Source organism: Arthrobacter terricola (assembly GCF_004354015.1).
Taxonomy (GTDB): domain Bacteria; phylum Actinomycetota; class Actinomycetes; order Actinomycetales; family Micrococcaceae; genus Arthrobacter; species Arthrobacter terricola.
In genome coordinates this window covers 1-13168 of sequence record NZ_SMRU01000014.1, presented here as the reverse complement: position 1 = coordinate 13168, position 13168 = coordinate 1, and the positions used below count along the sequence as shown (strand labels likewise).

15 protein-coding genes are annotated in these 13168 nt (G+C 63.3%); 5 read left to right on the top strand and 10 right to left on the bottom strand.

Annotated elements, in window-relative coordinates:
* The first annotated feature begins 61 nt into the window (after positions 1–61).
* Entirely contained in the window at positions 62–604 is a 543-nt protein-coding gene (locus E1809_RS12770) for a sugar O-acetyltransferase (RefSeq protein WP_133204617.1), read from the top strand.
* A 7-nt stretch (positions 605–611) separates the two neighbouring features.
* On the opposite strand, the gene E1809_RS12765 is transcribed toward E1809_RS12770, so the two are convergent.
* Positions 612–1346 (bottom strand): TetR/AcrR family transcriptional regulator, encoded by a 735-nt coding sequence (locus tag E1809_RS12765; protein ID WP_133204616.1) that lies wholly within the window; start codon positions 1344–1346, stop codon positions 612–614.
* 72 nt (positions 1347–1418) lie between these two features.
* On the opposite strand from E1809_RS12765, the gene E1809_RS12760 reads away from it, so the two are divergent.
* Positions 1419–2129, top strand: a complete 711-nt coding sequence (locus E1809_RS12760) for a DUF4386 domain-containing protein (protein ID WP_235835575.1) — start codon at positions 1419–1421, stop codon at positions 2127–2129.
* 115 nt (positions 2130–2244) lie between these two features.
* Positions 2245–2850, top strand: a complete 606-nt coding sequence (locus tag E1809_RS12755) for a DUF1326 domain-containing protein (RefSeq protein WP_133204615.1) — start codon at positions 2245–2247, stop codon at positions 2848–2850.
* Between the two features lie 73 nt (positions 2851–2923).
* Here the strand turns inward: E1809_RS12755 and E1809_RS12750 are convergent, their stop codons facing one another.
* From E1809_RS12750 to E1809_RS12715, 8 genes are all read right to left on the bottom strand, one after another.
* Entirely contained in the window at positions 2924–3703 is a 780-nt protein-coding gene (locus tag E1809_RS12750) for an enoyl-CoA hydratase/isomerase family protein (protein ID WP_133204614.1), read from the bottom strand.
* Between the two features lie 11 nt (positions 3704–3714).
* Positions 3715–4950, bottom strand: a complete 1236-nt coding sequence (gene paaE, locus E1809_RS12745) for a 1,2-phenylacetyl-CoA epoxidase subunit PaaE (protein ID WP_133204613.1) — start codon at positions 4948–4950, stop codon at positions 3715–3717.
* 10 nt (positions 4951–4960) lie between these two features.
* Positions 4961–5509, bottom strand: a complete 549-nt coding sequence (gene paaD / locus E1809_RS12740; RefSeq protein WP_374102637.1) for a 1,2-phenylacetyl-CoA epoxidase subunit PaaD — start codon at positions 5507–5509, stop codon at positions 4961–4963.
* Positions 5506–6447, bottom strand: coding sequence for a 1,2-phenylacetyl-CoA epoxidase subunit PaaC (gene paaC, locus E1809_RS12735; protein WP_133204612.1), 942 nt, complete (start codon positions 6445–6447; stop codon positions 5506–5508). Before paaC ends, paaD begins: the two co-directional genes overlap by 4 nt.
* Positions 6444–6731, bottom strand: a complete 288-nt coding sequence (gene paaB, locus E1809_RS12730; protein ID WP_133204611.1) for a 1,2-phenylacetyl-CoA epoxidase subunit PaaB — start codon at positions 6729–6731, stop codon at positions 6444–6446. Before paaB ends, paaC begins: the two co-directional genes overlap by 4 nt.
* Positions 6728–7723, bottom strand: coding sequence for a 1,2-phenylacetyl-CoA epoxidase subunit PaaA (gene paaA, locus E1809_RS12725; protein ID WP_133204610.1), 996 nt, complete (start codon positions 7721–7723; stop codon positions 6728–6730). Before paaA ends, paaB begins: the two co-directional genes overlap by 4 nt.
* Before the next feature lie 207 nt (positions 7724–7930).
* Complete coding sequence (locus E1809_RS12720) at positions 7931–8401, bottom strand: DUF805 domain-containing protein (protein WP_133204609.1); 471 nt, start codon at positions 8399–8401, stop codon at positions 7931–7933.
* 140 nt (positions 8402–8541) lie between these two features.
* The gene (locus E1809_RS12715; protein WP_133204608.1) at positions 8542–9177 is read right to left on the bottom strand and encodes a PAS and ANTAR domain-containing protein; all 636 of its coding nucleotides are present in this window, start codon (positions 9175–9177) and stop codon (positions 8542–8544) included.
* Positions 9178–9423: 246 nt separating this feature from the next.
* Between E1809_RS12715 and E1809_RS12710 the strand changes: the two genes are divergently transcribed.
* Positions 9424–10470, top strand: coding sequence for an LCP family protein (locus E1809_RS12710; RefSeq protein ID WP_133204607.1), 1047 nt, complete (start codon positions 9424–9426; stop codon positions 10468–10470).
* A gap of 266 nt (positions 10471–10736) precedes the next feature.
* Here the strand turns inward: E1809_RS12710 and E1809_RS12705 are convergent, their stop codons facing one another.
* Positions 10737–11699, bottom strand: a complete 963-nt coding sequence (locus tag E1809_RS12705) for a plastocyanin/azurin family copper-binding protein (protein WP_133204606.1) — start codon at positions 11697–11699, stop codon at positions 10737–10739.
* Between the two features lie 522 nt (positions 11700–12221).
* Here E1809_RS12705 and E1809_RS12700 point away from each other — a divergent pair.
* Positions 12222–12842, top strand: a complete 621-nt coding sequence (locus tag E1809_RS12700) for a TasA family protein (protein WP_133204605.1) — start codon at positions 12222–12224, stop codon at positions 12840–12842.
* The last annotated feature ends 326 nt before the right edge of the window (positions 12843–13168 follow it).

Genomic DNA, 13168 nt, shown 5'->3' with positions numbered 1-13168 from the left:
TTGCCTCTCCGCTCGCGGGGCTTTCTTGATCCATCGGGCGCGGGCGCGAGAGGATCGGGGGATGTCCCGCGACCGTTTCATGCGTATCCACAGTCCCGAGTTCACCGCCATGAGCGAGCGGGTCCTGCAAGTCACCCAATTGACTTCGAGGCTCAATATCCTGCCGTTCGACGACGAAGCCGGTAAAGCGGAGTTGTTCGAACAAATCCTTGGCCGGCCGCTTCCGCCGCGCGTCACCATCTATCCGCCCTTCTACACGGACCACGGCCTTCGCCTCGACCTCGCCGAGCGCGTGTTCATCAACCAGGGCTGCACCTTCTTGGACTACGCGGGGATCCGGATCGGCGAGAGGACCATGATCGGCCCGAAGGTCACCTTCATCACCAACGGCCACCCGGTGGACCCGGAAGAACGGCGGCTCTGGCTGACGGGCGCGCCGATCGACGTCGCGGAGAACGTGTGGATCGGCGCCGGGGCCACGATTCTGCCCGGCGTGAGCATCGGCCGCGATGCCGTGATTGCCGCCGGTTCGGTAGTCGCCGACGACGTTCCGGCAGCCACCTTGGTGACCGGCACCAAGGCCAGCGTCCGCCGACAGTGGTGACAACTCCCTAGCTGTGCTTGCGGCCCGCTGAGGTCCAGCCCTTCTGGTGGAGCCGTTCGACGCCGTCGAGAAGGACGTCCAGGGCGAACTCGAACTCGAATTGGTCGTCACAACCTCCACCGGGCGCGGTGCCTTCATCGTGCGAACCGATGGTCGCGATCGTGACGATGTGCGGATACCTCTGCGCGACCTCGCGGAACATCACAGCCTGCGCATCGGGATCGGCGGGCGGTGCCGGCGTCGGGAAAACCTCCTGGGTGAATCCCCACATCCGGCTGCCGAGGGCATGCATGGCGTGGTGGGTGAGGTCCGCGGAAAGCCCGCCTTCCAGGAACATCCCGATGAGGGAATTCATGTAGTCCAGCACGATCGGCGGCGCCTGCGTGCGCGACTCGATCACCTGCGGCGCCCAAGGATGCCGCAGAAGCGCACGACGAGCCGAAAGGACCATCTCCCGCACCCCGCACTTCCAGTCACGCCCGGTGGCCGGTGGATCGATCTCGGCCACTACCACGCTGACCATGCCGTCAAGGAGTTCCTCCTTGTTCGCCACGTGCTTGTAAAGCGCCATGGGAGCCACACCCAGTTCCTGCGCCAGGTTGCGCATGCTCAGCGAGTCGATTCCCGCCTCGTCAGCGAGTACGACGGCGGCCCGCAGCACCCGCTCGCGGCTCAGCGGGGCGCGGCGCAGGACAGCCGTCCCTCCGGCGCCGTTGCTGGTCTCGTTGCGACTCCTTGACATGGTGTACAGCGTACACCTACCATCTCAAATATCGAAGGTGTACGCCGTACACCTCACCCCTTGGAGGCTCCAATGACTGCAGCAGCGAAACCCGCCCGCATGGATCGAAACCGGAAAATCGCACTCCTTGCCGGCGCGCTCTACCTGGCAACTTTTGTCTCCATCCCCACGCTTACGCTGTACGCGCCGGTCCACGACCGCGGCTACGTCACGGGTTCCGGTCCGGACACGGGCGTCATGGTGGGTGGCGTCCTCGAGATCATCGTCGCTTTCGCCTGCATCGGAACGGCCATAGTGCTGTATCCGGTGGTCAAGAGGCAAAACCAGTCGCTCGCGTTGGGATTCGTGGCGGCGCGTACCTTGGAGGCCTCAACGATCGTCGCCGGCGTCGCGTGTTTGCTGGCCGTCGTCAGCCTCCGGGAGGCCGGAGCTGGAGCGGACGCAGTTGTCACCGGCCAAGCCTTGGTGGCACTGTACGACCGCTTCTTCCTCCTGGGCCAAAGCCTCATCCCGGCCGCGAACGCGTTGTTGCTGGGCTCCTTGCTCTACAAGTCCCGCCTGGTTCCGCGGGTCCTTCCCGTGCTGGGCTTCATCGGCGCTCCGCTGCTGCTCGCCTCCAACGGGGCAGTCATGTTCGGCCTGATCGATCGCATCTCGCCTGTTTCGGGTATCGCTACGCTGCCGATCGCGGTATGGGAACTCTCCTTGGGTGTATGGCTCGTGGTCAAGGGATTCAAGCCCTCCCCCATCATCAACAACGCCCAGGCTCCCGTCCTTGCGTGACGCTTCGGCCCTTGTCCCTCTGGCCTTGTCCGGCTGAACGTGGCCATCGTTGACACCCTCCAACGCCGCGAGGAGACTTTCGATTGGGGGTGCCTCTCTTCGAAAGGAGCCCGAAATGCCGTGGCATGTGGAGGGTACTTATTTTGAGAATTGCAATTGCGATATGGTCTGCCCGTGCTCGACATCCGGGCTGACCGCACCGGCGGATAACGACCGCTGCAACGTGGCGCTGGCCTTCCACGTGGAAACGGGTGATGTAAACGGAGTGGACGTCGGTGGCCTGACGGTCTGCATCGTTGCCGACACTCCCGCGCTGATGAGCGACGGGGGTTGGAAGGTCGGAGTTTTGGTAGATTCCGCCGCTTCGAGCGAACAGGCCGAAGCCCTCGGAGCAGTCTTCGGCGGCCAGCTCGGCGGACCCATGGAGGGCTTGACCCCGTTGATCGGGGAGATGGCAGGGATGGAGTCCCTCGAAATGGCCTACGCCGACGACGGACGGGTGCACCGCGTCACCATTGGAAGCGCCGTAGACATGGCAGTCGAAGACTTCGTGTCCCCGCTGGATCCCACGGGGCAAGGAGTGAAAATCAGCGGCGTAGGATTCCCGGCCGACACCCTGGCAGCGGGAACCTCCAGCACCGCCCGGGTGGACGTCTTCGGAATGACGTGGGATAACTCCGGAAAGAACTCGTTCTCCGCCCCGTTTGCCTGGGCCGCCTAGGTTCCGAATCGCAAGGGTGTGCGCCACGGCAGGATCCTTTGGGTCCTACCGTGGCGCCTGTCTGTTGGCTTGCCTACCCCCTGAAGACCGGCGCCCGCTTCTCCTGGAAGGCCCTGAAACCTTCGGCATAGTCCTCGGTCTTGCAAAGCCGGGCTTGCTCGCTGTTTTCCTCGGACATGGAAGCCCACAGGCCAATGCGCTTGTCGCGGATATCAGCCACCAATTGCTTGCTGGCCAGGAACGCGCCGGTAGCACCCTCGGCCACCCGCTCCACCACAGCCCGCGTTCCGGGCAACAGATCCTCGTCAACCATCACGCGGCTGAACATGCCCAGCGCAACGGCCTCCGTCCCGCTGATCAGGTCCGCGGTGTAGATGAGGTCCAAGGTGCGGTGCATGCCGAGCCGTTCGGTGAAGTACCAGTGCCCACCCGAATCCAAGGTGGCGCCCAGCTTCGCGAACGGCGAGCCGAACTTTGCCGACTCCGCCACGTACACCACGTCCGTGGCCAGCAGCAGCCCGAGTCCAACGCCCAGGCACGCACCATGCACCGCCGCGAACGTCGGAGCCGGGAAGGCGGCCATCTTCTTCAACAAAGGCTCCACCAAGCCGTTGAGGTAAGCCTTCGCGTCGTCACTTTCCGGATCCACGCCCGCGATGTCCCGGCCGGCGCAAAAGGCGCGGCCCTCCCCGCGAAGCAGCAGCGCCCGGACCAGACCGCTCGAGGCGGCGGCAGCAGCGTCGTCGTACGCTTTTTCCAGTTCCTTGAGCCCCGCCTCGTCAAGCGAGTTCATCTTTTCCGGGGCATTGAGGACAATTTCGGCGATGCCGTTGGCGATGGAGAGCTCGATCATTCGTTTCTTCCTTAGACGTCGAAATCGACCGTGACGGATTCACTGGTGGGGTGTGCCTGGCACGTCAGGACGTAACCCTTGTCCAGCTCATCCTGCTCCAGGGCGTAGTTCTCGTCCATGGTGACCGTGCCGGTGATGAGCTTCGCGCGGCACGTTCCGCAGACGCCGCCGGCACACGCGAACGGCACGTCGGGACGCACGCGCAAGGCGGCGTTGAGGATGGATTCCCGGGCGTGCGTGGGGCTCGCGACATCGCCCGTCAAGCCATCGAGCTTGAAGGTGATCTTGAACGTCTCCTGCGACTCGTCCTCCACAACAGGCCGGCCGGCGTTGCCCTCGGGACGATCCGGACGACCCGTGGTGAACAGCTCAAACCGCACGCGATCAGGCTCAACGCCACGGGCCGCGAGGGTATCCCGGCACAACTGCACCAGCTCGAACGGGCCGCACAGGAACCACTCGTCCACATCCTCCGCATGGATGGCCGTGCCCAGCAACTGCTGGAGCTTCTCGGCGTCGATACGGCCGGTCATGAGCGGAGCGATGCGCTGCTCACGGGACAAAACATGGTGCAACGCCAGGCGCGATGGGTACTTGTCCTTCAAGTCCGCCAATTCCTCCAGGAACATGACGTCCATGGCGGCCTTGTTCGCGTAAATCAGGTCGAATCGGGTCTCCGGGTTCGCCGCCAACAGCGTGCGGGCGATCGCGATCACCGGCGTGATGCCCGAACCGGCCGCAATCGCGACGAACGAGCCGGCGTCGCCGAATTCGCCGGCCATGTCCTGCGGATTGTTCATGGAATTCATGACATTCCGCTCAACGGCTTTGCCGTCCTTGCCATGCTTCGAGACGAACGCACCCATGGGACTCATGACGTCGAGCGTGTCGCCCGACTTCAGCTCCGCATTCGCCCACGTGGAGAACACACCGCCCAGGTCCTTCTTGACGGCCACGCGGATCTCGCTGCTGCCATCCGCGAAACTCTTGGGTTCGGCACAAATCGAATAGCTGCGCCGGACTTCCTTCGGCTCGCCCGACTCATCCGGGAGCGTGGTCCGGAGCGCGACGTACTGCCCGGGAAGGTAGTCGTACTGGCCGGCAAGCTCTTTGGGAACACCGAACGTGACTTCGATGGCGTCTTCCGTGAGCCGCCGGACTTCCGAGACGGTCAGCGAATGAAAAGACGCACGACGGCGGCCGGTGGCCTCAGCCTCTTCGGCGGCGGTTTGGCGGACAACGGGCATGTCAGATTCCTTACAGGACTTTGAAGTAGTCGAACGGTTCCTGGCAGTCCTGGCAGACATAAAGCGCCTTGCAGGACGTGGAACCGAAGCGGGTGAGTTCCTTGGTGTTCAGCGACGAACACCGCGGGCATTTCACGGCGAGCTTGAGCCGGATGGGACCGGAATGGCCGCCGGCCGCTGCCTTGCCGGAGGGCGGAGCGATGCCGTACTCCTGCAGCTTGGCCTTGCCCGAATCCGTCATCCAGTCCGTGGTCCACGCCGGAGCCAGGACCAGTTCCACATAGACGCTCGGGTAGCCCTCCTTGCGGAAGATCGCTTTGAGGTCGTCACGGATGGCATCCATCGCCGGGCAGCCCGAGTACGTAGGCGTGATAGTGACCTGGACCGCGGGAACCAGCCCGCCGTCGTCGAACAGCTTCACGCTCCGAAGGATCCCCAAGTCCTCAATGGTGAGTACCGGGATTTCCGGATCGCAAACCGTGGCGGCAATTGCCCACGCCTTCTGCTCGGCCGTCCTGGGCGTCTTGGCGCTCGACTCCTGCACGAACACGACGGTCACCAGCTTGCCCCGGGATGCTCGCGGGCGAGCACCTGCATCTCGGCGAGCAAATAGCCCAAGTGCTCGGAATGCTTGCCACGCCGGCCACCGCCGAGCGACTGCGGGATGCCCGCGAGGTTGAGTTCCTGCTCGAGCCCGGCTTCGGCGAGTATCTCGCCGGTGAGCTGATCGAACTCGGCGCGGAGGCTCGACGGCAGGACTCCCGTGTTGGATTCCGCGAGGCGTTCCGTGAGTGAATCGTCCTCGAAGAGCTCGTCCACGTACGGCCACACAAGCTTGAAGGCCCGGACCATACGACGGCGGGACTCTTCCGTTCCGCCCGCTAGCCGCAACACCCACTGGGCACTGTGGTCGCGGTGGTAGTCCACCTCTTTGAGTGCCTTCGCAGCGATTGCCGCCAGGGTTTCGTCTGCCGAGCCGGACAGCCGCTTGTACAGTTCGAACTGGTAGTGGCTCACGATGAACTGCCGGGCGATGGTCACCGCGAAATCCCCGTTTGGCTGCTCGAACAAATGGGCCGAACGGAATTCGTGCTCCCTGCGGAAGTACGCGAGATCATCCTCGGACTTGCCCCAGGCCGCACCCGCGTAGGTGAGGAACGAACGAGCATGTCCCAACTGATCAAGGGCGATATTGCCCAGGGCCACGTCTTCCTCGAGCTCGGGAGCGCGGGAAATCCAATGTCCCAGGCGCTGGGCGAGGATCAGGGCGTCGTCGCCCAGGCGGAGTGCATACTCCCCGATGTCCTCGTTTGGCTTTACTTGTCCCCTGCGGATTTCGAGGGCGATGTCCTCCGGGCGAAGGGCATTGCCCGGCGTGATGCGGGTGGCGCTCGCTGAACCGTCGCCCGAAGCGCCGGCTCCGCTCACGCCGACGGAGATATCCCCGTGGCCTTCAATGGCAAAGTCTGTCTCTGCTGCGTTTTCCGGGGCCGTCACAGGTGCTTCACGCCTTCGCTCTTGGTGTAGTACGTCGCGTGGCGGTAATCCTTGCCCTGCGGAGACTCAAAGAACGAGCCCTTGGAATCGGGATCGCTCGAGGAAATCGCGTCAGCCGGAACCACCCAGATGGACACGCCCTCGTTGCGGCGCGTGTACAGGTCACGGGCGTTGCGCAGCGCCATCGCCGCGTCGGGCGCGTGCAAGGAGCCTGCGTGGACATGCGAAAGGCCGCGGCTTGAGCGGACGAAGACTTCCCACAAGGGCCAGGCGTTTGTGTTCATGCTGCGTATTCCTTCTCTGCTTGCTTGCGCGCGTATTCGGCCGCGGCCTCGCGGACCCACGCGCCGTCGTCGTGCGCTTCACGGCGGCGCTCAAGCCGCTGCGCGTTGCACGGACCGCGGCCGGCGAGAACGTCTTTGAACTCGTTCCAGTCCAACGGGCCATGCTCCCACTTCTTGGTTTCCTCGTTGAAGCGGACCTGGTCATCCGGGAGCGTGAGGCCCAGGACCTTGACCTGCTCAACCATCATGCCGACGAAGCGGCTGCGCAGCTCGTCGTTGCTGAAGCGCTTGATGTTCCAGGCCATGGACTGCTTGGAGTTGGGGGAATCGTCGTCCGGCGGGCCGAACATCATCAGCGCCGGGGCGTACCAGCGGTTGACGGCATCCTGCGCCATCTGCTTCTGCGCTTCCGTGCCGTTGGACAGTTCGAGGAGGATCTCGAAACCCTGCCGCTGGTGGAACGACTCTTCCTTGCAGATGCGCACCATCGCGCGTCCGTAGGGGCCGTAGCTTGCGCGGCACAGGGGAACCTGGTTGCAAATAGCGGCCCCGTCCACCAGCCAGCCGATCGCGCCCATGTCCGCCCAGGAAATCGCGGGGTAGTTGAAGATGGACGAGTACCGTGCCTTGCCGGCGATCAGGTCATCCATCATCTTGTCGCGCGACTGGCCGAGCGTTTCCGCGGCCGAGTACAGGTACAGGCCGTGGCCGGCCTCGTCCTGGACCTTGGCCATGAGGATGGCCTTGCGCTTGAGGCTCGGAGCCCGCGTGATCCAGTTGGCCTCGGGCTGCATGCCGATGATCTCCGAGTGCGCATGCTGCGAAATCTGGCGGAGCAAAGTCTTGCGGTAAGCCTCCGGCATCCAGTCGCGGGGTTCGATCCGCGAGTCCTCGGAGATGATGCGGTCAAAGTACGCCTGACCTGCTTGCTCCCGCTCCCGCTCATCGGGGGACAGCTCAGGGGGCACAGACTGCAGATTCTGCGATGCCATGATTGCTCCTAAATATTTACCGACCGTTCGTTCAGAATATGCGGAAGGCGCGAGATGCGTCAAGCGTTCGGACGGGTCACAAAAAGGAGTACGACGGCGGGTGGGCGGCTTCCGGGAGCCACCCACCCGCCGTCGGGGTCTTGCCCTCGCAGGGCGAGCACCGGCGTCGGCGACTCACCCGCATGGGCGAGTACCGGCGGCGGGGGCTCAAGCCTGGGGCGGATACGGCTGCTGCGGATACGGCGGATATGCCTGCATGGGCCGGTCGAAACGCTGGCCCTTCGGATTGGGCGGCAGGATCATCAGGATGAGCAACGCAATCCAACCGAGCACAGGGATAACAATCAACAGCAAGAACCACGCGCCAAGATTGACGTCGTGCAGGCGCCGCGCCCCCACGGCGAGGGAAGGCACCACGGTCGCCAGGAACCAGACGCCGCCCAAAGCGGTTGAAGCGCCGGTGCTGCCGCTTCCATTCGACCCGATCGCGTTGATGAGGCCGGAGATAATGGCCGACGCGAGGGCCCACCACCAATATTCGCTGCGGCTGGCCCGTCCATGGAAGACGGCATACTTCTTCCAGAAACGTTTGAACGCCTCCACCGGCGGAGCCCCGTAGTACGGCAAGTCGAGCGGCACACCGGCTGGAGGGAGATTCTGAGGCTGATAGTTGGTCATCGTTCAAGCCCTTCCATGCAGAGGATTCGACACCCGTATGGTAGGCGTGTTCGAGCCGCGGGGACAGGGGAACTTGCTTGCCCTGGCTTTATGCCGGGCCCCGCCGCAACCTCGGCCCAACCGCGCCCCAACCGCACGCCTCAACCGCGGAGCGCGCGGATGAACTCCTCCACAGCTTTGGGTCCCTCATTGCTGTCGGCGAGGCGGATCAATTGGTTCGCGAGCACCGCGACCTTGACGTTCGCGCGGCTACTGGCACTGACGAGCAATTGGAAGGCTTCGTCCGAATTGATCATCAACCAGCCCATGAGGATGCCACGGGCCTGGTTGATCGCGCCGCGGGTGGCATGAGCCCCGGCGACCGCATCCCGCGCGGCTTGCGAGGTTTCGCGGTGGATTGTGGAGGTCAAGTCCATTGTGGTGCCGTCCAGGCGCGAGACGATTCCGTCGTCGTTGAGGCGTCCCACGCCGGCCGTCATGACACGGCGAATGTGCTGCCGCGCATCCACGATCCGGTGGTAGATACAGAAATGGCCGCCATTCTGGAACACTTCCTCGAGGATCGCCCGGATCCGCGGCCGGTCCTCCGGATGCTTGTGCGACATCAGCAACTCGAACGAGGGCACCACTTCCCCGCGCTCGTAGCCATGTAAATTGAAGAGACCGTCGGACCACTCGGCTTTCCCGGTGAGCGGATCGAAGTGGAAACTGCCCGCCATGAGTCCGACGGCGCCCAACGCACTGGAATACGCATGGGGGCCGTCTAGAATGGCCATGACTACCTCCTTCTGGGGATTCGGTTCCGGCATTGTTTTCATCGGAAACCGGAACTACTAAGCAAGCTTACTAATTTTACGTAATCCCCAGAATACACAGGATTTCGGCCCTTCCAGCTTTTCGGACGGCCCGTGACGCAGCCTCCGATCCCTTAGGAACATGCGCATCCTTCGCAACCGATTTGTATCCGAAATGACGCCTTCCCTCCCCCGTATTTAACCCGCGTGAGTGGTAGCGTCCGGGTCATGAACGGGCGACGGCGACTGTGGCTGGCATCTGTATTGGCAGTTCTGCTTGTGATTGGCGTGGTTTTGGCCGTGGTCCTCACCCGCAGCGGCCAGACCACGGCCGGCCCCACGCCGTCGAGCGCTTCCGCCACCCCTTCAGCCACCCCGCCCGCCACGAAGAAGCCTTCGACGCCGCCTCCCGTACCCGCGGCACCCGCACCGCCGAGCATCGCCAACCTTCCGGCGGCGCCCATGAACATCCTGGTCATCGGAAGTGACAGCAACGGCAACGCGCACCAGGAAGCCGCGCAGACTGCTGCCACGGGAGTTCCATTCGACCAACAATCGGACACCCTCATGCTCATCCACGTTCCGGCCGACCGGCGCATGGTGTACGGGATCTCGATCATGCGGGACACGTGGGTGAACATCCCCGGCTACGGAGCGTACAAGGTCAACGCGGGCCTGGGACTGGGCGGAATCGACCTCACAACGCGCACGGTCGAATCACTCTTTGGAATCCACATCGACCACACCGTGATGCTTGATATGCACGGCTTCAAAGTTCTTGTCGACGGGCTGGGCGGGATCGACATCAACGTCCCCCAGGCCTTCACGTCCACCATCGAAACACAGCATCAATTCACGGCCGGAATGAACCACCTCGACGGCCAAGCGGCCCTCGAGTTCGTCCGTGAACGCCATGCCTTCGCCGACGGAGACTACACTCGCGTGCGCGATAACCAGATCTTCATGCGAGCGCTCCTGAGTAAGTTGTCCGGAGCTGTCCGTGACCCTGTCAGCGTCTTGGCCCTGGTCAACTTTGCCGCGAACGACCTCACTGTTGACGGCGGTTTTGATCCCGTCTCAGTGGCCATCCTGGCTTACGGAATGCGGACCATCGACCCCGCCGCTTCGGTGTTCTTCACCCTGCCCAATTTAGGTACGGGCACCTCCGCGGACGGGCAGTCGATTGTCATTCCGGACTACGGCGCCTTCGCAGCCGTGGGCGCCGCGGTTCGCGACGACACACTCGCCCAATACGTAGCCGCCCACGGCTTCTGACGCACTCCTCTCTCTCCGAGACGCCCGCTCACCTAAACCCCCTTTCGGGCCGACCGTCGCTCACATCACGTGAGCCGGCGTCGGGAAAAAACCCTCCAGACGTGAGCCGGCGTCGGAAAAAACCCACCGCCTCTGACGCCCGCTCACCTAATCCCCCTTTCGGACCAACCGTCGCTCACATCCTGCAGGAAATCCCCCAACGCCCGCTCACGTCTGACCGCTTCCGGCCAAAACGACGCTCATTGGGTCCTAATGGTCTACAACAGCTACTCCTCCACAACCACCGTGCCGATCATGCCCAAGTAGTCGTGCAAAGCGCAGATGTAGTCGTACTCTCCGGCCTTGTTGAAGGTCACGGTGAACGTGGAGTTCGGTGCCAAGATGCCGGAATTGAGCTGTCCGCCGGTGTAGTTACCCGGATCGCCCAGCGGAGCGAACGGGTTGGCCGGCTCGGTGCCGAAGGTTACCGTGTGTGGCTCGCCCATGCCGCTGTTCTGGAACGTCACGCTCTCGCCAACATGCACCACAACGTTGTCCTCGATGAACCGCATGACCATGGACGTTCCGTTGTCAGTGCCCAGGATGACCGTGTGGTTGTCGGCTTGGTCGCGGGCTTCGCTCCACTGCTGGTAGCCGTCACGGATGATGGCCTGTTCAGCGCGGTTCACCCGGTTGTCATACTGCGACTGCGTGTATGGGTAGTCCGTGCCCTTATCCCGCACGTGGACGGTACCCTTCATCGCCATGCCGTGCACCAGGCAGTAATACGTGAAGTCACCGGTGTTCGGGAATGTCAGGGTATAGGTCTCCACCGCTGGGAGGCCGCTATCCGAAACGTTGGACATCACCCCGGAGTTGTAATACGAGTGCCCGTCGTAGCTCGTGCCACCTTGGGGCAGCCCGTACACAGGGTTGAACGGATCAAAGGGTTGCGTGGATTCGATCGTTTGCCCGGCGGCCAGGAAAGTGACGGTGTGGATTTCGCCTGCATTGGCCTCCCACGTGACGCTGTCATCGGCATTGATGAAAATGTTCTTCGGCAGGAAAGACATTCCCTGGATCGCCTGGTCCGGCGATTCGGAACCGACCTGGACGGTCCAATTCCGAGGCGACTTCCCGCCGTCGGCCGCTGCAGTGCCGCTCAGGGCGATAGGCAGGACGAGGGCAGCGAGTAAGGCGATCAGCACGCGAAAGCGCGGCTTTTTCAGGGGCTGTGGATGAGCAGTCATAAGACTCATTCCTTTGGAAACTAGCTGAGCGGCTGATATTCAGCCTGGAAATATGCAGGCGCCGGAGACCATGGCGTCGTGTGACGGTGACTCGGTTCCTTGATTTTCCCTATGAACTTCAGCTCGCGGCTGCTGCCCATCCCCCGCATACGGTGCGGCGCCACGACGTTGGTGCCATGCAGGCTCCTCCCTTACCCGGAGGGACAACCAGCCAGTTCCGTAGGCAGGGCAAACCCCATTGCGGAGCGGTGACGACACGGTAAATACCGGGTCGGAATTGGGCGCGAGATTTAAAAACCATCGTGCTCCGGGGAGGGGAATTTGTCGAGACGCTCTTGCCCATGACGTGAGCCGACATCGGGGGCTGGGGGCCTTGGGAAGGCCTTGAGCGGATCTTTAAGGAATCTTGAACCAAGCCTCACCAGACCCTTGCACCGTCCTAAAACACGTCCATCACAGTGGAATCAACAACAACAAAGGCAGCACAGCCACCACAGACAACACAAGAAACGGACAACGATCATGGGCCTGAACCTGAAAACCACCACCGGCAAAGTCATCGCCTCCCTGGCCCTCGTCGGCACCGCCGCCGGCGTCGCAGGACTGGGCACCTACGGCGCCTTCACCTCCTCCACCTCCGCTTCCGCCGCCGTCGGATCCGGCACCGTCAACATCGCCCTCGGCGCTTCGGGAGCCGCCAACCGGCTGTCCGTGGCCGCCACCAACATCGTCCCCGGCGACACCATCCAGCGCGTGGCCACGCTCACCAACGCCGCCGGCAACCAGAACCTCTCCGCCATCACCCTCACCACCGCGGCAACCACGAGCTCGAAGCTGGACACCGACGCCACCAACGGCCTGCAGGTGGTCGTCGACAAGTGTTCCACCGCCTGGACCGAAGCCGGCACCGCCCCCGCCTACACCTACACCTGCTCCGGAACCACCACCAACGTCCTCGCCACCAGGGCAGCCGTCGGAGCGAACCTCGCCCTGGCCAACCTGTCATCGCTCACCGCAGGGCAGACCGACAACCTGCGCGTCACCCTCACCCTGCCCACCACCGCGGACAACACCTTCCAGGGCCTGAACAGCGTGGTCGGGTTCACCTTCACCGGCACCCAGCGCACCGCTACCAACCAGTAACACCTCGCAAGCCAGCCCTCCGCCGTCTCCCGTTACCTTTTTCGTGGCCCCTAAATGAGTAAGAATCGGGGTTGCTGGCCTGTCGGGCCCGGCATGATCTTGTCCCCCAGTCGACCATGATCCGGGGGGTGTTGTCACCGGGTTCCGATAGGCGCCAGGGGATCGCTAATGGGGACCAGACCAGCCGCAGACCTTACCGCGGGAGGCCGGCCGTAACGTGGATGCCGAACTCTGGGGCCGCAGGACATGCCAGCGCTGTTAGATCGGAACGGAATTCTGGGGGTTATTGCGTGATCAAGGACCACGAATCCGTCGATGTCTTCATC